General features: G+C 62.9%; 15 protein-coding genes, 6 tRNA genes and 2 pseudogenes. 22 read left to right on the top strand and 1 reads right to left on the bottom strand.

The annotated features are described in order from the left end of the window. Positions 1-33: 33 nt before the first annotated feature. From pdxJ to JaAD80_RS14140, 15 genes and pseudogenes are all read left to right on the top strand, one after another. Positions 34-795 carry a pyridoxine 5'-phosphate synthase gene (pdxJ, locus tag JaAD80_RS14210; protein WP_102294908.1) on the top strand — a complete coding sequence of 254 codons (762 nt, stop codon included), beginning with the start codon at positions 34-36 and terminating at the stop codon, positions 793-795. 22 nt (positions 796-817) lie between these two features. Continuing rightward, on the top strand, positions 818-1213 hold the full coding sequence (gene acpS / locus JaAD80_RS14205) for a holo-ACP synthase (protein ID WP_102294906.1): 396 nt from the start codon (positions 818-820) through the stop codon (positions 1211-1213). A gap of 93 nt (positions 1214-1306) precedes the next feature. Beyond that, entirely contained in the window at positions 1307-3199 is a 1893-nt protein-coding gene (uvrC, locus tag JaAD80_RS14200; protein WP_102294905.1) for an excinuclease ABC subunit UvrC, read from the top strand. Positions 3200-3210: 11 nt separating this feature from the next. Then, a pseudogene (locus tag JaAD80_RS32000) lies at positions 3211-3394 on the top strand (hypothetical protein); the annotation flags it as partial. Between the two features lie 108 nt (positions 3395-3502). Further along, complete coding sequence (locus JaAD80_RS31995) at positions 3503-3589, top strand: hypothetical protein (protein WP_374755247.1); 87 nt, start codon at positions 3503-3505, stop codon at positions 3587-3589. Positions 3590-3716: 127 nt separating this feature from the next. Beyond that, positions 3717-4301, top strand: coding sequence for a CDP-diacylglycerol--glycerol-3-phosphate 3-phosphatidyltransferase (pgsA, locus tag JaAD80_RS14185; RefSeq protein WP_034749601.1), 585 nt, complete (start codon positions 3717-3719; stop codon positions 4299-4301). A 225-nt stretch (positions 4302-4526) separates the two neighbouring features. After that, a tRNA-Gly gene (locus JaAD80_RS14180) sits at positions 4527-4602 on the top strand. A gap of 92 nt (positions 4603-4694) precedes the next feature. Next, positions 4695-4770 (top strand) — tRNA-Gly (locus tag JaAD80_RS14175). Between the two features lie 71 nt (positions 4771-4841). Further along, positions 4842-4917, top strand: a tRNA-Gly gene (locus JaAD80_RS14170). A gap of 59 nt (positions 4918-4976) precedes the next feature. Continuing rightward, positions 4977-5052 (top strand) — tRNA-Gly (locus JaAD80_RS14165). A gap of 82 nt (positions 5053-5134) precedes the next feature. After that, a tRNA-Gly gene (locus tag JaAD80_RS14160) sits at positions 5135-5210 on the top strand. 42 nt (positions 5211-5252) lie between these two features. After that, positions 5253-5326 (top strand) — tRNA-Cys (locus JaAD80_RS14155). Positions 5327-5582: 256 nt separating this feature from the next. After that, on the top strand, positions 5583-7070 hold the full coding sequence (locus JaAD80_RS14150) for a SulP family inorganic anion transporter (protein WP_102294903.1): 1488 nt from the start codon (positions 5583-5585) through the stop codon (positions 7068-7070). A gap of 68 nt (positions 7071-7138) precedes the next feature. Further along, the gene (locus JaAD80_RS14145; RefSeq protein WP_102294902.1) at positions 7139-7591 is read left to right on the top strand and encodes a hypothetical protein; all 453 of its coding nucleotides are present in this window, start codon (positions 7139-7141) and stop codon (positions 7589-7591) included. Between the two features lie 89 nt (positions 7592-7680). Continuing rightward, on the top strand, positions 7681-7911 hold the full coding sequence (locus JaAD80_RS14140) for a toxin-antitoxin system YwqK family antitoxin (protein WP_258002993.1): 231 nt from the start codon (positions 7681-7683) through the stop codon (positions 7909-7911). Positions 7912-7997: 86 nt separating this feature from the next. Here the strand turns inward: JaAD80_RS14140 and JaAD80_RS14135 are convergent, their stop codons facing one another. After that, on the bottom strand, positions 7998-9701 hold the full coding sequence (locus JaAD80_RS14135) for a methyl-accepting chemotaxis protein (protein ID WP_102294900.1): 1704 nt from the start codon (positions 9699-9701) through the stop codon (positions 7998-8000). Positions 9702-10085: 384 nt separating this feature from the next. On the opposite strand from JaAD80_RS14135, the gene JaAD80_RS14130 reads away from it, so the two are divergent. From JaAD80_RS14130 to selB, 7 genes and pseudogenes are all read left to right on the top strand, one after another. Then, positions 10086-12239: a TonB-dependent siderophore receptor gene (locus JaAD80_RS14130; RefSeq protein WP_102294898.1), complete on the top strand. Its 2154-nt coding sequence runs from the start codon at positions 10086-10088 to the stop codon at positions 12237-12239. Between the two features lie 327 nt (positions 12240-12566). Beyond that, positions 12567-15638 carry a formate dehydrogenase-N subunit alpha gene (gene fdnG / locus JaAD80_RS14125; RefSeq protein ID WP_102294896.1) on the top strand — a complete coding sequence of 1024 codons (3072 nt, stop codon included), beginning with the start codon at positions 12567-12569 and terminating at the stop codon, positions 15636-15638. A gap of 13 nt (positions 15639-15651) precedes the next feature. Continuing rightward, the gene (gene fdxH, locus JaAD80_RS14120) at positions 15652-16575 is read left to right on the top strand and encodes a formate dehydrogenase subunit beta (protein WP_102294895.1); all 924 of its coding nucleotides are present in this window, start codon (positions 15652-15654) and stop codon (positions 16573-16575) included. After that, positions 16562-17245: a formate dehydrogenase subunit gamma gene (locus JaAD80_RS14115; protein ID WP_180979419.1), complete on the top strand. Its 684-nt coding sequence runs from the start codon at positions 16562-16564 to the stop codon at positions 17243-17245. Before fdxH ends, JaAD80_RS14115 begins: the two co-directional genes overlap by 14 nt. Positions 17246-17430: 185 nt before the next feature. Then, positions 17431-18477: a formate dehydrogenase accessory protein FdhE gene (gene fdhE / locus JaAD80_RS14110; RefSeq protein ID WP_102294893.1), complete on the top strand. Its 1047-nt coding sequence runs from the start codon at positions 17431-17433 to the stop codon at positions 18475-18477. Beyond that, positions 18474-19896: pseudogene (selA, locus tag JaAD80_RS14105) on the top strand (L-seryl-tRNA(Sec) selenium transferase). The gene fdhE and the pseudogene selA overlap by 4 nt, the downstream one beginning before the upstream one ends. Next, positions 19893-21181: selenocysteine-specific translation elongation factor (gene selB / locus JaAD80_RS14100; protein ID WP_102294891.1), on the top strand; the 1289-nt coding region annotated here is incomplete at its 3' end. The pseudogene selA and the gene selB, both read left to right, overlap by 4 nt.

Genomic DNA, 21181 nt, shown 5'->3' with positions numbered 1-21181 from the left:
ACCGCATTACGGCACTTTACGGATACCATCACCATGAGCTTTTTGCAGCCTTCCGGCCCCGTCATCGACCTGGGCGTCAATATCGACCACGTGGCCACCTTGCGCAATGCGCGCGGCACGCAGTATCCGGACCCGGTCCGCGCGGCCCTGCTGGCCGAGCAGGCGGGCGCCGACGCCATCACCCTGCATTTGCGCGAAGACCGCCGCCACATCAAGGATGGTGACGTGATCGCCATCGCGCCGCAATTGCTCACGCGCATGAACCTGGAAGCGGCCGTCACGGCCGAGATGATCGATTTTGCCTGCCGCATCAAGCCGGCGGACGTCTGCCTGGTGCCGGAAAAACGCACGGAAGTGACGACGGAAGGGGGCCTGGACGTGGTGCGCTACTTCAAGGAAGTGCAGGCGGCGGTGAAGCAATTGCAAGGCGAGGGCATCCGCGTCAGCCTGTTTATCGATGCCGACGAGCAGCAGATCGCCGCCGCCGCCGAGTTGGGCGCACCCGTGATCGAACTGCACACGGGGCGCTATGCGGACACCGAGGGCGCCGAGCAATTGGCGGAGCTGGAGCGCATCAAGGCGGGCGTGCTGTTCGGCGTGGGCCGTGGCTTGAAGGTCAATGCGGGCCACGGCTTGCATTACACCAACGTGCAGGCGATCGCCGCCATTCCCGATATTAGCGAACTGAACATCGGCCACGCCATCGTCGCGCATGCCGTGTTTGTCGGCTGGGAAAACGCCGTGCGCGAAATGAAGGCCATCATGGTGGCCACGCGGCTCGGCCACCGGGCTTGACCACAGATAGCAAGGAGGCGGCATGATCTACGGCATCGGTACCGATATCTGCAAGATTCCCCGCATCGAGGCGGCGCTGGCGCGGCACGGCGAGCGTTTCGCCAGGAAGATACTGGGACCGCAGGAGCTGGAGAAATTCCGCGCCCGCAGCGCCAAGAATGCCGTGCGCGGCGTGCGCTTCCTGGCCACGCGCTTCGCGGCGAAAGAGGCGTTTTCCAAGGCCATCGGCCTGGGCCTGCGCATGCCGATGACCTGGCCCGCCGCGCAGATGCTGAACCACCCCAGCGGCAAGCCGATGATCGTCTGCAGTGGCGTGCTGGCCGAGTTTATGGAAAAAAACCGGCTGAGCGCGCAAGTGACCATCAGCGATGAAGAAGAATATGCGGTGGCGTTTGTGATTGTGGAGCAAGCGCCGTAATGCAGACGACTGCCGGGGTCAGTCTTTTCGATCAGAATGCGTCCCGCTGGGACGTATTCCCCCGGCGGGTCTGACCCCATTTAAGAGCCAGCAATGACCGAAGCAAGCCCAGAACCAACCCTGCAACAGACCGTGGCGGAAACGCCGCCCGACCCGCGCGCGCAGGTGCTGGCCACCGTTGCCAAACTGCCGAACCTGCCCGGCGTGTACCGCTATTTCGATGCGGCCGACAAGGTGCTGTATGTGGGCAAGGCGCGCGACCTGAAAAAGCGCGTCTCCAGCTATTTCCAGAAGAACCTGGCCAGTCCCCGCATCGCCATGATGGTCGAGCGCATCGCGCGCCTGGAAACCACCGTCACGCACAGCGAGGCGGAAGCGCTGATCCTGGAAAACAACCTGATCAAGGCACTGCAGCCGCGCTACAACATCCTGTTCCGCGACGACAAATCGTATCCGTATTTGAAAATCACCAATGGCGATGCGCCGCGCATGGTGTATTACCGGGGCGCGGTGGACAAGAAAAACCAGTATTTCGGGCCGTTCCCCAGTTCCTGGGCCGTCAAGGAATCGATGCAGATCCTGCAGAAGGTCTTTCTGATCCGCACCTGCGAGGACAGCGTGTATGCCAATCGTACGCGGCCGTGCCTGCTGCACCAGATCGGCCGCTGCAGCGCGCCGTGCGTGGACCTGATCAGCAAGGAAGAGTATAAAAACGACGTGGAAAACGCGGCGCGCTTCCTGCGCGGGCGCCAGAGCGAAGTGCTGGCCGACCTGGAAAAAAAGATGCACGCGTTTGCCGCCGAACTGAAATTCGAGCAGGCCGTGGTAGTGCGCAACCAGATCGCCTCGCTGTCGCGCGTGCTGCACCAGCAAAGCATGGAAACGACGGGCGACGCCGATGTCGATATCATCGCCGTGCTGGTGCAGGGCGGACGCGCCTGCGTCAACCTGGCCATGGTGCGCGGCGGGCGCCACCTGGGCGACCGCGCCTATTTCCCCAGCCAGCTCAGCGATGCGGCGGCGATTGCCGAAGAGCCCATCGAGGTGGAAGTGCTGGCCGCTTTCCTGGCCCAGCACTACACGGAAAAATTCATTCCCGGCACCCTGATCCTGAATATCGAATTCGACCAGCCGGCCCTGATGGTGGCCCTGATGGAGCAGTGCGGCCACCGCATCAACCTGATCTTCCAGCCGCAGGGGCAGCGCCGCCAGTGGCTGGAAATGGCGCAGAAGGGTGCCGAGATTTCGCTGGCGCGTTTGTTGTCGGAGCAGGGCTCGCAGCAGTCGCGCACGCGCGCGCTGGCCGAAGCGCTGCGCCTGGAAACGGAAGACCTCGACAGCCTGCGCGTGGAGTGCTTCGACATCAGCCACACGCAGGGCGAGGCGACGCAGGCGTCCTGCGTCGTGTTCCACCACCACGCCATGCAGAACGGCGAGTACCGCCGCTACAACATCAACGACATCACGCCCGGCGACGATTACGCTGCCATGCGCCAGGTCTTGATGCGCCGCTATGAAAAAGTGGCGAATGGCGACGGCGTGATGCCCGACGTGGTCCTGATCGACGGCGGCAAGGGACAGATCGAAATGGCGCGCCAGGTGTTCGCCGAGCTGGGGCTCGATATCAGCTTGATTGTCGGCGTGGCCAAGGGGGAGGGGCGCAAGGTGGGGCTGGAAACCCTGCTGTTCGTCGACGGCCGCGCGCCGCAGGAACTGGGCAAGGAGTCGGCGGCCCTGATGCTGATCGCGCAGATCCGCGACGAGGCGCACCGCTTCGCCATCACCGGCATGCGCGCCAAGCGCGCCAAGACGCGCCAGACGTCGCGCCTGGAAGAGATAGAAGGCATTGGCGCCAAGCGCCGGCAGAAACTGCTGTCGCGCTTTGGCGGCTTGCGCGGCGTGGTCGATGCCAGCGTCGAGGATCTGATGTCGGTGGAGGGGATTTCGACTCAACTTGCGGAAGAGATATATAAGCAGTTGCATTAATGCTCTAACGGGCGCGCCAGACCTCGCGCCTGGAAGAGATCGAAAGGGGCACAATGCGGCGCCAAGCGCCGCCAGAAACTGCTGTCGCGCTTTGGCGGCTTGCGTGGCGTGGTCGACGCCAGCATCGAGGATTTGATGTCGGTGGAGGGCATTTCGACTCAACTTGCGGAGGAGATATATAAGCAGTTGCATTAATGATCGAACGGGCGCGCCAGACCTCGCGCCTGTAAGAGATCGAAAGGGGCACGATGCGGCGCCAAGCGCCGGCAGAAACTGCTGTCGCGCTTTGGCGGCTTGCGTGGCGTGGTCGATGCCAGCGTCGAGGATTTGATGTCGGTGGAGGGGATTTCGACTCAACTGGCGGAAGAAATCTGCAAGCAGTTGCATTGATGAATGGATGGCCCGGTCCGGCGCCGCGGCAACCGGACTAGGCTAATACCCCTGGGCCATGTAGACTAGTGGCGCTTTCTTCACGCTTTCTTCATGTTCAATTTACCCGTCGGCCGATTGCTTTCCTATGCCTTTTAATATTCCCATCCTCCTGACCTGGCTGCGCGTGGCGCTGATTCCGCTTGTCGTCGGCGTGTTTTACCTGCCGCCGTCGATGCTGCTGCATGGCGACCAGAACCTGGTTGCCACCCTGGTCTTCATCGTTGCCGCCGTCACCGACTGGTTCGATGGTTTTCTCGCGCGGCGCTGGAACCAGACGTCGGCCTTTGGCGCCTTCCTCGATCCGGTGGCCGACAAGCTGATGGTGGCGGGCGCTCTGCTGGTGCTGGTGCAGCTGGACCGCGTCAATGCCGTGCTGGCTTTCATCATCATCGGCCGCGAAATCACGATTTCCGCGCTGCGCGAATGGATGGCGCAGATCGGCGCCTCGAAATCGGTGGCTGTCAGCTCGATCGGCAAGATCAAGACGGCCGCGCAAATGACGGCCATTCCCTTGCTGCTGTACCACGAAGTGATCTTCGGCGCGATCGACACCCACGTGTGGGGCGAGAAGCTGCTGTGGATCGCCTGCGTGCTGACGGTGTGGTCGATGTTCTATTACCTGCGGCTGGCATGGCCGCTCATCAAGGAAAAGGCCGGCAATCTGCATTAAGGCCGCTCCGCCTAGCTACTGCGCAGCGCACTCTCGCGTCTCCGTTGCTCGCTGTACCTTCGTACAGCTCCGCTACTCAACACGATATTGCGCTTGCTCGCTACGCTATTCGGAGGACCTTAAGACGGTATTGGCTACTTTCTGCGGAATATTTTGCAAAACACCAGATATTGCCCGTTGACAGCCCCTGTAATCCCTCTATAATGCTGGCCTGTTGTTGATGACGCGGGAGTAGCTCAGTTGGTAGAGCGCAACCTTGCCAAGGTTGAGGTCGAGAGTTCGAGACTCTTCTCCCGCTCCAGTTTTCTGGATCGTGTCATAGGTAAAAACAGCAAATGCAGTAAAAAGTAGTACTGGCGATGTAGTAGAGCTTCTGATACAATGTTGTGCACTGCGGGAGTAGCTCAGTTGGTAGAGCGCAACCTTGCCAAGGTTGAGGTCGAGAGTTCGAGACTCTTCTCCCGCTCCAGTGAATACTGGATCAGCAGTAAAGCAGCACTGGTAAACGGTAGCAAAAAGCAGTAAAATAGTGGTTCGTATGCGGGAGTAGCTCAGTTGGTAGAGCGCAACCTTGCCAAGGTTGAGGTCGAGAGTTCGAGACTCTTCTCCCGCTCCAGCGAATGCTGAAGCAGTACAGCAAGATGGCAGTATCAGGCAGAAAATAGAAGCTCCAATGCGGGAGTAGCTCAGTTGGTAGAGCGCAACCTTGCCAAGGTTGAGGTCGAGAGTTCGAGACTCTTCTCCCGCTCCAGAATTCTAAAGGGAAGCTAAGCTGGCTTCCTTTTTTTATCCGCCATGATGCGTGGCGCGATTAAGTGGTACCAAGCTCCAATGCGGGAGTAGCTCAGTTGGTAGAGCGCAACCTTGCCAAGGTTGAGGTCGAGAGTTCGAGACTCTTCTCCCGCTCCAGTTTTCAAGATGGGCCGCAAGGCGCATCCAAGCAGTTCCTCTGGCGAGGTAGCAAAGAGGTTATGCAGCGGCCTGCAAAGCCGTTTAGACGGGTTCGATTCCCGTCCTCGCCTCCAGATGAAAAAAATAGCCCACTTTCGAGTGGGCTATTTTTTTGTCCGAGGCGCATCTTGTATAATGTTGACAGGCTCAGCCGCACCGCGCCGTGCGCTGATGAATCTTCCCCTTTCCGCCATACCGATGTAGTCACTGACGACTTTCCTGCTCCGTTCAACCTCAGCACGGCTTTTCCGTGACGCCCGCTGGCATGGCTGCGCCTGCTGGCTCCGCGTCAGGCGCGCATTTCTCTGTTCCGACCCTGGATGTGACTCAATGATCAACGTAACTTTTCGGGACGAGTGGTTCCCGAATATACAAAAGAATTTTCTTGCGGGCCTGACCACCTCGTTTGCCCTGGTGCCCGAATGCATCGCCTTTGCCCTCGTGGCGCAGTTGAATCCCCTGATGGGCCTGTATGGCGCCTTCATCATCTGCGCACTGACGGCCGTCTTTGGCGGGCGCCCCGGCATGATTTCGGGCGCGGCAGGTTCCATGGCCGTCGTCATCGTGGCACTGGTGGCCCAGCATGGCGTGCAATATTTGCTGGCCACCGTGGTGCTGAGCGGCATCATCATGGCGCTGTTCGGCATTCTGCGCCTCGGTAAGCTGATCCGCATGGTGCCGCATCCCGTGATGCTGGGCTTTGTGAACGGCCTGGCCATCGTCATCGCCATGTCCCAGTTTGAACATTTCCGCCTGGCCACGCCACACGGTGCAATCTGGCTGCAGGGCACGCCTCTGTATGTGATGGGCGCGCTGGTGCTTCTCACCATGGCCATCGTCTACGTGCTGCCGCGCCTGACCAAAGCCGTGCCGCCGGCGCTGGTGGCCATCCTCGGCGTGGGCGTGCTCAGCCATTTCTTGCACCTGCCCACGCGCACCCTGGGCGACCTCGCGCACATCGCCGGCGGCTTGCCGGCCCTGCATTGGCCCACCGTGCCGCTGGACATGGCTACCCTGCACATCATCTTCCCGTATGCGGCGCTGATGGCCATGGTGGGCTTGCTGGAAACCTTGCTTACTTTTAATCTCACAGATGAGATAACGGAAACGCGGGGCCAGCCGAACCGCGAATGCATCGCCCTGGGCGCGTCGAATGTCGTCTCGGGCCTGTTTGGCGGCATGGGCGGCTGCGCCATGATCGGCCAGACCATGATCAACCTGAGTTCGGGCGGGCGCTCGCGCCTGTCGGGCGTGACGGCGGGCGTGATGATACTGCTGTTCATCCTCTTCCTGTCGCCGCTGATCGAGCGCATTCCGCTTGCCGCGCTGGTCGGCGTGATGTTCGTGGTGGCGCAGCAGACGTTTGCCTGGGGTTCGCTGCGGGTGCTGGGCAAGGTGCCGCTGCAGGATGCGCTGGTGATCGTCGCCGTGACGGTCATCACGGTCTTCACGGACCTGGCGATGGCAGTGCTGTGCGGCATCATCATCGCGGCCCTGAATTTCGCCTGGCAGCATGCGCGCGAGATGCGCGCCGAACTGGACGACAGCACGCCGGGCGTGCGCGTCTACCTGCCGCATGGCACCTTGTTCTTCGCCTCGACCACGCATTTCCTGGAACTGTTCCGGACGGCGGCGGACCCGGCCCGCGTCATCCTCGATTGCCGCCATCTGCACATGGCTGACCACTCGGCCATTGCCGCCATCGAAGCCCTGTATGAGCGCTATGAAAAGGCCGGCAAGCATTTGCAGGTGACGCATCTGTCCAGCCGCAACCAGGCGCTGCTGCAGCGCGCGGGCGTGGATGTGCGCGTGGCGTAAAATAGCCGCAAGTGTCCCGCGCCATTGCCCGGCAATGGGCGCGATTGTTGAATGTCTGTGGAGTATGAATGCTGTCGAACGAACAAGAGCAATTGCTGCAACAAAGCCAGGCGGATTTCGACGCCTACTATGACGCGCTGGGTACCTCGCTGGTGAATTTTGTCGAGCGCCTGGGTATCCAGCCGGCGCACGAAGTATTGACCAACGCGGCCGAATACCTGCCGTATATTGATGCTGCCATGCGCACCATCGTCATCCGCGACGAAAGTTGGCAGTGGGTGAAAACCATGCTGGGCTATTTTATCGGCGAGTATTTCGTGCAGGGCCATGCGGGCTGCTGGTACGTGGAAACGCGGCCGGCATCGCCGCACTTCTGCCGCACCATGGTGGGCGGCTTCGAGCACGGCTTGCCGGCGGACGCCGCCCTCGACCCGGAGGCGCTGGCACTGGCATTCCTGGGGCAGTCCGTGCCGCGCGAACTGGCGGTATTGATACACGAGACGCAAGCCGGCCTGGCTTGACAGCATCAGCAAGGAGAAAAAACGGAAGCGGCGTTGCACCTGGCGGAAATCCCGTACGAGACGGGCGAATTGCGGTTCCGGTATACGCCATGCTGTCGGACGACGGCACGCGCTGGATACGCCATGGCCTGTTTTGCGAATCCCACCGCAACGGCACGGTCATTTCAGAAGGGCATTACGCGCATGGCCGCGAGAGCGGCTTGTGGCGCGACTTTGACGAAACGGGCGCGCCAGCCGCCGAAGGGCACTGTCTCGATGGTACCGAGACGGGCGAGTGGCGCTTCCGGGATGCGGCCGGCAAGCCCGTGACGCGCAGCTGAGCGCCTGCTTGCGTGAATGCCGGGCCACCTGGCCGCTGCATGGCAGCGATTGCCACGCAGCAGCCTTGACTTGACACCTTGTTGCTTTAAAACTCTTCCCACTCGCCTTCGGCAGGGCTCGCTACCTTGCCGCTCTTGCGCACGGCTGGCAAGCGCAGGGCAGGGGCCGGGCGCACTGCTGCGGCTGGCGTGGCCGCCGGCGCGCTGCGCTGCGCCGCCTTGACGCTGAAGCGGTCGGTCGCCGCCGCGTTGGCGTCCAGGCGGAACACGCTGACCACTTGTGCCAGCTCGCTCGCCTGTTCCTGCATCGCTTCGGCCGCTGCCGACGCTTCTTCCACCAGGGCCGCATTTTGCTGGGTTACCTGGTCCATTTCGGAAATGGCCTGGTTGACTTGCTCGATGCCCGCGCTTTGCTCTTCGCTGGCGTTGCTGATTTCGCTCATGATGGAGGTGACGAAGCCGATGCTTTGCACGATTTCTTCCATCGTCTTGCCTGCCTTGTCGACCAGCTCCGTGCCGACGTCGACTTTTTGCACGGAGTCGTCGATCAGGCCCTTGATCTCTTTCGCCGCCGCCGCCGAGCGCTGTGCCAGGTTGCGCACCTCGGTGGCCACCACGGCGAAGCCGCGGCCCTGTTCGCCGGCGCGCGCCGCTTCCACGGCCGCGTTCAGCGCCAGGATGTTGGTCTGGAAGGCAATGCCGTCGATGACGGAAATAATGTCGACGATTTTCTTCGACGAAGTGTTGATGTCGCCCATGGTAGCAACCACTTCGGCTACCACGGCGCCGCCGCGGCTGGCGATGCCGGCCGCGTCGCCGGCCAGTTTGTTCGCTTGGCGCGCATTGTCCGCATTCTGTTTCACGGTGCTGGTCAGCTCTTCCATCGACGAGGCTGTCTCTTCCAGCGAACTGGCTTGCTGTTCCGTGCGCGACGACAGGTCCTGGTTGCCGGCGGCGATCTCGGCCGATGCCGTGGCGATGGTATCGGTGCCGCTGCGTACCTGGCCGACGATGGTCACCAGGCTGTCGTTCATGGTTCTCAGTGCATGCATGAGCTGGCCCGTTTCATCGCGGCCTTGCGCCGTGATGACGCTGCTCAGGTCGCCCGCCGCCACGGTTTCCGCCACTTTCACGGCGTCGCGGATGGGGCCGGTGATCGAACGCGTGATCCACCACGCAAAACCGATGCCCATCAGCACGGCCAGCACGCCCATGGTGATCAGGAAAACGCGGGTGCCGCTGTAGGCTTCAATGATGCTGTTGCCGACGCCGTCGGCGGCCTTGATCTGCATGGCGGCAAAGCGTTTCACTTCCGCCAGGTAGGCAACAGTAATCGGCGCGACTTCCTTGTCGAACACCAGCTTGGCGCCCGCCACGTCGCCGTCGGCCTTCATCTTGAAGGCACGGCCGCGTGTCGTCACGTAGTCGGTACGCACCTTGCGCACCACCTTGAATTGCTCGATCACGGCAGGGTTGAGCAGGGATGCGACGATGTCGTCCTGCAGCTTGCTGGAACGCTCCGCATCGACGCGCAAGTCTTCCTCGATCTTCGCGCGCACGATCGGGTCGCTGATTTCGAACGAGGCCACGCCGCGCACGCTGTTGACTTCAATGATCTTCGACCATTCGGCCACCATGCGCTGGTTCTTGATGCTGGTATTGATGAGGCGGTAAGTCAGGTCGCTGGCCGTTTGCATGCGCACCAGGGCGGTGATGGTCACGGCGGCAAGCAACAGCAATACGACAGCAAAGCCGACGCCAAGGCGGCTGCCGATGTTCAGGTTTTTCATGTAGTTCCTAACAATGTAATAGTCATGATCGCCGCCGCCAGCAGGGGCGGACAGGCGCCGCAAGGCGCAGGGGATCGGGGTCTTCGGGTGCCGCGTGATGGCTGTGCGACGCGCCACGCTGAGCGTGACGATGGAGGTAAAGCAAGGGGCATATCGATCAGGCTGACCGCTGCCCAGCAAGCCGCAAGTATAGCATTGACGCAGGGAAATAGTTTTTCAAAGCAATTTTAATTCTTTTTTGATATTGATTTCCTGTTGCTTTTTTACATCAAGTCGCGTGTCTATAAGTACTACCACTTACATTTCACCTTACTTTGCGCAGGGCCTCCTGATAAAATACTAATGATAATCATTCGCATCATTATTTCACTATCAAGGAACTGTATGCCGTCGCGTCACAAGCCTGAACTGTCCTGCATCACCTCCGCCGTCCTGGGTGCCCTGGCATTTGCCGCCCTGCTGCCGGGCATTGCCGCGGCGCAGGAAACCCTGCCCGCCGTTACCGTTACGGCCGCGAAGGACAAGGACGGCTATGCCGCCTCGACTTCCGCCGGCGCGACGAAAACGGACATGGCCCTGCGCGACGTGCCGCAGACGATCAACGTGGTGCCGGCCGCCGTCATCCGCGACCAGCACGCCACGTCGATCCAGGACATTATGAAGAATATCCCGGGCGTGGGCCTGTCCACGGGCGATGGCCAGCGCGACCAGGTCTTCATCCGCGGCTTCACGGCCATCGGCGACCAGTTCGTCGACGGTTTCCGTGACGATGCCCTGTATTTCCGCGACCTGTCGAACGTCGAGCGCCTGGAAGTGATCAAGGGGCCGGCCGCCGTGCTGTACGGCCGCGGCTCCTCGGGCGGCCTGGTCAACCGCGTCAGCAAGAAGCCGGGCGCGGACGTCACCGACGTGGCGCTGAGCCTGACGAATACGGCCGGCCGCCGTGGCGAAATCGACGTGGGCCGCGCGGGCGAGAGCGTGTCGTGGCGCCTGACGGGCGCGCGCGAGGAATCGGACAGCTACCGCGCGCAGCAGTTCATCGACCGCACGGCGCTGGCGCCTTCCGTGGCCATCCGTTTTTCCAGCGATACCAAGCTGCTGCTGCAAGCCGATTACCTGGAAGACCGTCGCCTGACGGACTTCGGCATCCCGTCCTATCAAGGCCGTCCCGTGGCCGTCGATGCGCGCACGTATTTTGGCGCGGCGAACGCCAGCGAGGCGGACTTCAGCCAGTCGCGCGTGGTCTCGACCAGTGCCACCCTGACGCACAAGTTCAGCGATTCCTTGTCGCTGCGTAATGCCTTCCGCTATTACGACTATCAGCTGAACCGCAACAACACGAATATTTCCGGCAACGTCAACGAGGTGAAAGGCACGATGAGCCTGGGTCACGCCAAGCTGGACCGTGATGAGAGCGGCTGGTTCAATCAGACGGAACTGACGCAAAAGCTCGTCACCGGCCCGGTGCGCCACGAGGTGCTGTATGGCGCCGAATTCGGCAAGCAGGACAAGGATGCCAATAGCTGGGCCGCGACCGTGGTGGCGACCAATGTGTCGATCTTCCAGCCCGTGCTGCCCGTGGTCGACCCGCGCAAGCTGGGCGCCCGCAGCGATACCTTCGGCACCTATGATACGGCCGCCGCCTATGTGCAGGATGCCATCAGTTTCAGCGACGAGTGGAAGGCGCTGGCCGGCCTGCGCTATGACCGCTACAAGCAGCAGTCGCGCCTGGCCAATGCGGCCGGCGTGACCACCGCCAATCTGTCGCGCGCGGATGCCGCCTTCAGCCCCCGCGCCGGCCTCGTCTGGCAACCGGGCGCGGCGCAATCGTATTACGCGTCGTGGAGCCGTTCCTTCCAGCCAAGCGGCGAGAACTTCGCCCTGGCCGCCAACAATGCCGACCTGTCGCCGGAAAACACGCGCAACACGGAAGTGGGCGCCAAGTACGACCTGTGGGGCGGCCGCGCGAACGCCACCGTGTCGCTGTTCCGCCTGGAACGCGACAATATCAAGACCAGCGATCCCATCACGAACCGTATTGTGCCGGTCGGCAAGCAGCGCACGGATGGCCTGGAACTGACCTTCAATGCGGACTTGCACGATGGCTGGAAAATGATGGCCGGCTACGCTTATCTGGACGCCACCATTACCGATTCCATCGCCGTCGACCGCAGCGTGAATGCGCCGGGCACGACGACGGCCGCACCCGTCGCCATCAAGGGCAAGCGCGCCACGTTGACGGCGCGCAATACGGCCAACCTGTGGCTGACGAAAGACCTGGGCCACGGCTTCACGGTGGGCGGCGGCGCCAATGCCGTCGGCAGCCGCTTCGCCAATCCCGGCAACACGGTGGTGCTGCCCGGCTACGTGACGGCCGATGCCATGGCCGCTTACCGCACGGGCCGCTACGAAGTGCAGCTGAATATCAACAATATCGGCGATACGCGCTACATCGTCTCGGGCCACGGTTCCAGCCCGAACCTGAGCTTGCCTGGCGCGCCGCGCAACGTGGCACTGACCTTGCGCTACAGCCTGTAAGTTCTGCTGCCGGTTCCGCATACAACCAGACCCGCTCGCGAGCGGGTTTTTTCATGCTAGTCGCCGTTGCCGTGCTTGCCCGTGTCCAAGCCGGGCCGCCGCCGCATGGATGGGGCGGGATTGCCGGCCATATTGTTTAGAGTAAGCCTTCGGTACCGACAGATTAATGTTGACTATGAGTAATTTTTTCCGGCGGACTAAGCCGTGAAAGTGTTTGGCGAGTAAAATACGGCTTATATGGCACAGGCATGGTGCTTATATCTTATTGATATGACACCGTCATGACGTTGTATGACTTTTTATTTACTCACATCATAGAGGTCTGATATGGTTCAGATATCCAGGCGCCAGTTCCTTCGGGTAACAGGCGCCACGATTGCTGGCTCCAGCCTCGCCTTGCTCGGTTTCGCACCGGGACAGGCGCTGGCCGAAGTAAGGCAATACAAGCTGGCTCGCACGACCGAGACCCGCAATACCTGTCCTTACTGTTCCGTAGGCTGCGGCGTTCTGCTGTATGGCCTGGGCGATGGCGCGAAGAATGCCGTCTCCAGCATCATCCACGTGGAAGGCGATGCCGATCATCCGGTAAACCGCGGCACCCTGTGCCCGAAAGGCGCCAGCCTGGTCGACTTCATCCACAGCCCCAATCGTTTGAAAGTTCCCGAGTACCGCGCACCGGGCGGCACGGAATGGCAACCGATCTCCTGGGATGTGGCGCTCGACAAGATCGCGCGCCTGATGAAGGATGACCGCGATGCCAACCTGATCGAAAAGAATGCCGACGGCAAGACCGTCAACCGCTGGCTCTCCACCGGCATGCTTGCCGCGTCCGCCGGCAGCAACGAGGTCGGGTATCTGACCCACAAGACAGTGCGCAGCATGGGGATGCTGACCTTTGATAATCAGGCGCGTGTATGACACGGACCGACGGTGGCAGGTCTTGCCCCGACGTTTGGCCGTGGCGCGATGACGAATCATTGGGTCGATATCAAGAATGCCGATGTGATTTTGGTCATGGGCGGCAATGCAGCAGAAGCACATCCTTGCGGATTCAAATGGGTAACGGAAGCGAAGGCGCATAACAAGGCCAAGCTGATCGTTGTCGATCCGCGTTTCACCCGTACCGCATCCGTGGCAGATTACTACTGCGCCACGCGTACCGGCACGGACATCGTCTTCCTCGGCGCGATCATCAATTATCTGCTGACGAACGACAAGATCCAGCATGAGTACGTGCGCAACTACACGGACATGCCCTTCATCGTGCGCGAAGACTATGCGTTCGAGGACGGCCTGTTTTCGGGTTACGACAAGGAAAAAGGCAAGTACACCGACAAGGCCACCTGGGATTACGAGATCGGCGACGATGGCTATGCCAAGATCGATCCGACCATGGAGCACCCGCGCTGCGTCTACCAGATGATGAAGAAGCACTACGCGCGCTACACGACCGAGATGGTCGAACGTACGTGCGGCGTGTCGGCCGACAAGTTCCACAAGGTGGCAGAGGCGCTGGCCTCGACCGCCGTGCCGGGACGCGCCGGTACCATCCTGTACGCGCTGGGCTGGACGCACCACTCGACGGGCGCGCAAACCATCCGCACGGGCGCCATGGTGCAACTGTTGCTGGGCAATATGGGCATCGCCGGCGGCGGCATGAACGCCTTGCGCGGCCACTCGAACATCCAGGGCTTGACCGACCTGGGCCTGATGTCGAACTTGTTGCCGGGTTATATGACCCTGCCCAACGAGGGCGAGCAGGACTTCGACGCCTACATCGCCGCGCGCGCCACCAAGCCGCTGCGGCCGAACCAGCTCAGCTACTGGAGCAATTACCGCAAGTTCCACGTCAGCTTCATGAAGACGTGGTGGGGCAATGCGGCGACGGCGGAAAACAACTACGCCTACGACTACCTGCCCAAGCTGGACAAGCCGTATGACTTGATGCAAGCCATCGAGAACATGCACCAAGGCAAAATGACGGGCTATATCTGCCAGGGCTTCAACGTCATCGCGTCCGCGCCGAACAAGCAGAAGGTCACGGAAGCGCTGTCGAAGCTGAAGTTCCTCGTCATCATGGATCCGCTGGCCGTGGAAACGGGAGAATTCTGGCGTCCGCATGGCGAGTTCCATGAAGTCGATCCGACCAAGATCATGACGGAAGTGTTCCGCCTGCCAACCAGCTGCTTCGCCGAAGAGCGCGGTTCGCTGGTGAGTTCCTCGCGCGTCTTGCAGTGGCACTGGCAAGCGGCAGAACCGCCGGGCCAGGCGCGCAGCGACCTGGAGATCATGTCGGGCCTGTTCCTGCGCATGCGCACCATGTACCAGAAAGAGGGCGGCAAGTTCCCGGACCCGATCGTCAACCTGACGTGGAATTATGCGCAGCCGCATAACCCGCAGCCGGAAGAGATCGCCCGTGAATTCAACGGCAAGGCGCTGGCCGACTTGTACGATCCGAAGGATCCGGCCAAGCTGCTGGTCAAGAAAGGTGAACAGCTGGCCTCGTTTGCGCAATTGCGCGACGATGGCACGACCACCAGCGGTTGCTGGATCTTTGCCGGCAGCTGGACGCAGGCGGGCAACCAGATGGGCCGCCGCGACAATAGCGACCCGACGGGCATCGGCCAGACACTGGGCTGGGCCTGGGCATGGCCGGCCAACCGCCGCGTGCTGTACAACCGCGCCTCGTGCGACCTGAAGGGCAAGCCGTTCGACCCGACGCGCAAGCTGATCGAGTGGAATGGCACGAACTGGAGCGGGGCCGATATTCCCGACTTCAAGGTCGACGAACCGCCGGAAAATGGCATGGGTCCGTTCATCATGCTGGGCGAGGGTGTGGCGCGCTTCTTTGCGCGCGGCGCCATGGCCGAGGGACCGTTCCCCGAGCATTACGAGCCGTTTGAAAACCCGCTGGGCTATAACCCCATGCACCCGAAAAACCCGCGCGCGACCACCAATCCGGCCGCCCGCGTGTTCGACGGCGACCGTGCGCTGTTCGGTACGCATGAGGAATACCCGCACGTGGCCACCAGCTACCGTCTGACCGAGCATTTCCATTACTGGACCAAGCATGCACGCCTGAATGCCATCATCCAGCCGGAACAGTTCGTGGAAATCGGCGAAGAACTGGCAGCCAGCATCGGCGTGGTGGCCGGCGGCAAGGTCAGAGTCAGTTCCAAACGGGGCCACATCATCGCCAAGGCCGTCGTCACCAAGCGCATCAAGGCCTTGAAGATCGAAGGCAAGCAGGTGCATACCGTGGGCCTGCCGCTGCACTGGGGCTTCACCGGGGTGGCCAAGCCGGGGTATCTGATTAATTCCCTGACACCGGGCGTGGGGGATGCGAATTCGCAGACACCGGAATTCAAGTCCTTCCTCGTGAAGGTGGAAAAAGCATGATGGGAGATCGATAATGGCACTGCAATCCTTAGATATCCGGCGCCTGTCCGCCACCACGGTGACGCCGCCGCAAGCGCGTACCCCGGTGACGGGCACCGTGGCCAAGCTGATCGATGTGTCGAAATGCATCGGCTGCAAGGCTTGCCAGACGGCGTGCATGGAATGGAACGACCTGCGTGACGAGGTCGGCGAAAACCACGGCACCTACGACAATCCGACGGACCTGACGCCGCAATCGTGGACGGTGATGCGTTTTGCCGAACACGAAAGCAACGACGGCAACCTCGAATGGCTGATCCGCAAGGACGGCTGCATGCACTGCGAGGACCCGGGCTGTTTGAAAGCCTGCCCGGCGCCGGGCGCCATCGTGCAGTACACCAACGGCATCGTGGACTTCCACCAGGAAAACTGCATCGGCTGCGGCTACTGTGTGGCCGGCTGTCCTTTCGACGTGCCGCGCATTTCGAAAAAGGACGACCGCGCCTACAAGTGCACGCTGTGCTCGGACCGCGTGGCCGTGGGCCAGGAACCGGCCTGCGTGAAGACCTGCCCGACGGGCGCCATCGTGTTCGGCACCAAGGAAGACATGAAGGTACATGCGGAAGAGCGCATCGTCGACCTGAAGTCGCGCGGTTTCGAGAACGCGGGCCTGTACGATCCGCTGGGCGTGGGCGGCACGCACGTGATGTACGTGCTGCACCATGCCGACAAGCCGCGCCTGTATTCCAACCTGCCGGACAAGCCGAGCATCAGCTTGATGGTGGGCTTCTGGAAGGGCTGGGCCAAGCCGCTGGCCGTGGCCGGCATGGCGGCGACCGCGCTGGCGGGCCTGTTCCACTACACGCGTGTCGGTCCGAACGAAGTGAGCAGGGATGAAGAACGCGAAGCCCTGGACGAGGCCAAGCGCATCAAGGAGGATCAGCATGAATCATCATGAACAGCACAGTGATCTTCACGATGGCAAGCTGTATGACAAGGATGGCAACCCGCTGATCCAGCGCTACAACCCCAACGAGCGCACGAATCACTGGGTCACCGCCATCACCTTCGTCATGCTGGCCCTGTCCGGCCTGGCCATGTTCCATCCGTCGATGGCGTGGCTGGCCAACCTGTTCGGTGGCGGCCAATGGACGCGCATCCTGCATCCGTTCGCCGGCCTGGTGATGTTTGTCTCGTTCGCGATCCTGGTGGTGCGCTTCTGGCACCACAACAAGTTCGAGGACGGCGACAAGCAGTGGCTGAAACAGATGGATGATGTGCTCAACAACCGCGAAGAAAAGCTTCCGAAGATCGGCAAATACAATGCCGGCCAGAAGATCCTGTTCTTCGTGCTGCTGGCATGCATGGCCGGCCTGCTGTTGTCGGGTATCGTGATCTGGCGCGCCTACTTCGCGTTCTACTTCCCGATCCCCGTCATCCGCGCGGCGGCCCTGCTGCACGCCGTGTGCGCGTTCGGCATCATCTGCGCCATCATCGTGCACATCTATGCGGCCCTGTGGGTCAAGGGCTCGATCGGCGCCATGGTGCGCGGCACCGTCACCTACGGCTGGGCGCGCAAGCACCATCCGAAGTGGTTTGAAGCGACGGTGCGCAACACGAGAAAGTAGGTAACAGGGTAGGTCGGCTTAGCTTCGCGTAAGCCGACATGCCCGGCCAACGGCGTTTTTGCATGCCAGCGGCGACCAGGGCCAGTCCCCCAGGACTGGCCCCTTTCTTTTTATCGTTTAGAATACTTTGACAGCATGGCCACACCCGCTGGCCGTGCCGTGCTTTTTTTGATGGGAAAACTCCATTGGTACAACGCATACTCCAGCCAGGCGAAATCGAAGGCCTGGACCATAACGCGATTCCGCGCCTGCTGCTGCCGCAGCCTGGCAGCCTGTTTACGGCGCGCGCCTTGCGCTTGCGCGAGCTGGCGCAGGGCAAGATCAAGGGCATCCCCGTCGACGCGGGCATGCAGGGCTACCTGGTGCTGATGGCCGCGCTGGCCGATGCGCAGGCTGCCGTTGTCGCCAGGCTGGCGCCCGGCGCCGTGCCTGCCGCCGATCCCGACGCGCTGCGCCGCGCGATCCAGCACCGCATGCCGGTGCTGCCCGTCAGCGGTGCCCGTCCACCCGTCTGGCGCGACATTTTTGCCAGCCTGCTCAATGAACTGGCTGCCACGGCGGCCAGCCAGCCGGCCTTGTCCGGCGGCCTGACGCAGGTGCTGGCCCAGCTGCGCGCGCTTGACGCGCCAGCGCTGGACGCCTGCGCCGATGCCGTGCTCGACGAAAACGGCGACCACCTGAACCCCATGCATGCGCCGTTTGTCGCCGCCGCCCTGCAAATCCTGTGGTCGGTATCGGCCAGCGAACTGCGCGCCGCGCGCGTGCCGGACCTGGAAACGGGGACCTTGTGCCCCGTCTGCGGTTCGCACCCGGTCGCCAGCGTGATCCGCATCGGCGGCCAGTCGCAAGGCTACCGCTACCTGCACTGCGGCATTTGCGAAAGCGAATGGCACATGGTGCGCGTGAAATGCTCGACCTGCGAACAGAATGGCAAGATCGCCTATCAGGGCCTGGATGCGGCCGACGCCGCGCCGTTCGACCCCGTGACGGCGAAGGACGACAAATTGCCGAACAAGGCGAATGACCCGAAAAAAGTGGCGCGCGCGGAAACCTGCGACGATTGCCATACCTACCGCAAAGTCTTCAACCAGGAGCACGACTACAACGTCGAACCGCTGGCCGACGACCTGGCCAGCCTGATGCTCGACTTGCTGGTGGGCGAGGCGGGCTACCAGCGCGCCAGCGGCAATCCGTTGCTGTGGCTGGGCAAGAGCGCGGAACAGCAGTCATGACGACGGGGCAAACCGTGCGCCTGCCATCGGTAGACCGCATACTGGGCGACGCGGCTTGCCTGGAACTGATCGCGCAATATGGCCGCGTGCAGACCCTGGCCTGCGCGCGCGCCGTGCTGGCCGAACTGCGCACCGCCATGCTGGCGGGCGCAGGGTTTGGTGAATGCGGCGAGGAGGGCGCATCGATCGCCGCCATCGTCGCGCAAGCGGGTGAACGCCTGCAAGCGCAGTCGCGCTCGCATTTGCGCGCCGTCTTCAACCTGACGGGCACGGTGCTGCACACCAACCTGGGCCGGGCACTGCTGCCTGACGCCGCCGTGCAAGCCGTGGTGGAAGCGCTGCAGTGGCCGATGAACCTGGAATTCGACCTGGAAACGGGCAAGCGGGGCGACCGCGACGACCTGGTCGAGGAACTGCTGCGCGAACTGACGGGGGCCGAAGCGGCCACCATCGTCAACAACAACGCGGCCGCCGTGCTGCTGATGCTCAACACGCTGGCGCAGGGCAAGGAAGTGATCGTCTCGCGTGGCGAACTGGTGGAAATCGGCGGCGCCTTCCGCATCCCCGACGTCATGACGCGCGCCGGCGCCGTGCTGCGCGAAGTGGGCAGCACCAACCGCACGCACCTGGCCGACTACGAGCATGGCATCAACCAACATACGGCCCTGCTGATGAAGGTCCATTGCAGCAATTACGCGATTACCGGTTTCACCAAAAGCGTGGAGCTCGACACGCTGGTGCCCCTGGCGGCGCAGCACGCGATTCCCACGGCCGTGGACCTGGGCAGCGGCACCCTGGTCGACCTGGCCCAGTATGGCTTGCCGCATGAAACCACGGTGCGCGAAAGCATCGAAGCGGGCGCCGACCTGGTGACCTTCAGCGGCGACAAATTGCTCGGTGGTCCGCAGTGCGGCGTCATCGTCGGGCGCGCCGACCTGATCGCGAAGATCAAGCGCAACCCCCTGAAACGCGCGCTGCGGGTCGGCAAACTGACCCTGGCGGCCCTGGAGCCGGTGCTGCAGCTGTACCGAGCGCCGGACTTGCTGGCCGAGCGCCTGACCACCTTGCGGCTGCTGACGCGTCCCGCGGCCGCCATGCGCGAGCAGGCCGGCGAGCTGCTGCCGCGGCTGCAGCTGGCGCTGGGGCGCCGCCTACGTGGTGACGGCCGAAGCGATGAAAAGCCAGATCGGCAGCGGCGCCTTGCCCGTCGACCAGCTGCCCAGCTTTGGCCTGGCCATCCGCAGCGCGCCTGGTTCGCGCCTGAGCAATCCGCTGGGCGTGCTGGAGCAGCGCCTGCGCGCCTTGCCGCGCCCCGTGATCGGGCGCATCGGCCAGGATGCCTTATGGCTCGACCTGCGCTGCCTGGAAGCGGCGCACGAGACGGCCTTCATTGCGCAGCTCGCCGAGTTGACGGCATGATCGTCGGCACCGCGGGCCATATCGACCATGGCAAGACGACACTCACGCGCGCGCTGACGGGCGTCCACACGGACCGCCTGAAGGAAGAGCAGGCGCGCGGCATTTCCATCGAACTGGGCTACGCCTACCTGCCGCTGCCGGACGGCACGGTGCTGGGCGTGATCGACGTGCCCGGCCACGAAAAATTCATCCGCACCATGGCGTCCGGCGTGACAGGCATCGACTTCGCGCTGCTGGTGGTGGCGGCCGACGACGGCATCATGCCGCAGACGCACGAGCACCTGGCGATTTTGCAGCTGCTGGGCGTGACGCGCGGCGCCGTGGCGCTGACGAAGATCGACCGCGTCGACAGCGCCCGTGTGGCGCAGGTGGAGGCCGATATCGAGGTACTGCTGCAAGGCACGCCGCTGGCCGGCAGTCCCATCTTCCCGACGGCCGCCAGCGTGGACAACGATCCCGGCGTGGCGGCCCTGCTCGCCCATCTGACGCAGGTGTCGCGCAGCCTGCCGCAACGCGATGAGCGGCGTTTGTTCCGCCTCGGCGTGGACCGCGTGTTTACCTTGTCGGGGCAGGGCACGGTAGTCACCGGCACGGCGCTGGCGGGCATGGCGGCAACGGGCGATACCCTGCAGCTGGTGCCCGGCGATGCGCAGGCGCGCGTGCGCAGCATCCACGCGCAGAACCGCGCGGCGGAAACGGGCATGGCGGGCCAGCGCCTGGCACTGAACCTGGCCGGCATCGCCCGCGAGCGCATCGAGCGCGGCAACTGGATCGTCGCACCCGCGCTGGCGCAGTGTTCCGAGCGCCTCGACGTGACCCTGACCCTGCTGCCCGACGCGGGCGTGCACCTGAAAGCCTGGTCGCCGCTGCACGTGCACCTGGGCGCCGCGCACCAGCTGGCGCGCGCCGTCATGCTCGATGGCGAGACGCTGTCGCCGGGCCAGACGGGCAGGGTGCAGCTGGTGTTCGACGCGCCCATGCATGGCGTGCCGGGCGACCGTTTCGTCGTGCGCAATGCGCAAGCCACGCAGACGGTGGGCGGCGGCATGGTGCTCGACCCGTTCGGTCCCGCGCGCAAGCGCCGCAGCCCGGCCCGGCTGGCCTGGCTCGATGCCCTGGCCACGTTTGTATCGCAGGGCGACACGGCGGCCCTGCTGGCGCAAAGCCCGCTGGGCTTGCGCGCATCCCTGCTGGTGCGCCTGTCGCTGCTGCCGGCGGTCGCCATCGCGCTGCCGCCCGACACCCGGCGCATCGGCCTGCGCGGCGATGACGCCCTGCTGCTGGC

This window comes from Janthinobacterium sp. AD80, from assembly GCF_002878455.1.
Lineage (GTDB): Bacteria > Pseudomonadota > Gammaproteobacteria > Burkholderiales > Burkholderiaceae_D > Janthinobacterium.
This window is presented reverse-complemented; position numbering and strand designations above follow the sequence as displayed.

Excerpts from the sequence above, each read along its gene's own strand:
- JaAD80_RS14145 (WP_102294902.1), top strand. The coding sequence starts at position 7,139 with ATGCTGTCGAACGAACAAGAGCAATTGCTGCAACAAAGCCAGGCGGAT.
- pgsA (WP_034749601.1), top strand. The coding sequence starts at position 3,717 with ATGCCTTTTAATATTCCCATCCTCCTGACCTGGCTGCGCGTGGCGCTG.
- JaAD80_RS14140 (WP_258002993.1), top strand. The coding sequence starts at position 7,681 with ATGCTGTCGGACGACGGCACGCGCTGGATACGCCATGGCCTGTTTTGC.
- acpS (WP_102294906.1), top strand. The coding sequence starts at position 818 with ATGATCTACGGCATCGGTACCGATATCTGCAAGATTCCCCGCATCGAG.
- uvrC (WP_102294905.1), top strand. The coding sequence starts at position 1,307 with ATGACCGAAGCAAGCCCAGAACCAACCCTGCAACAGACCGTGGCGGAA.
- fdxH (WP_102294895.1), top strand. The coding sequence starts at position 15,652 with ATGGCACTGCAATCCTTAGATATCCGGCGCCTGTCCGCCACCACGGTG.
- JaAD80_RS14135 (WP_102294900.1), bottom strand. The coding sequence starts at position 9,701 with ATGAAAAACCTGAACATCGGCAGCCGCCTTGGCGTCGGCTTTGCTGTC.
- JaAD80_RS14150 (WP_102294903.1), top strand. The coding sequence starts at position 5,583 with ATGATCAACGTAACTTTTCGGGACGAGTGGTTCCCGAATATACAAAAG.
- JaAD80_RS14130 (WP_102294898.1), top strand. The coding sequence starts at position 10,086 with ATGCCGTCGCGTCACAAGCCTGAACTGTCCTGCATCACCTCCGCCGTC.
- pdxJ (WP_102294908.1), top strand. The coding sequence starts at position 34 with ATGAGCTTTTTGCAGCCTTCCGGCCCCGTCATCGACCTGGGCGTCAAT.
- JaAD80_RS14115 (WP_180979419.1), top strand. The coding sequence starts at position 16,562 with ATGAATCATCATGAACAGCACAGTGATCTTCACGATGGCAAGCTGTAT.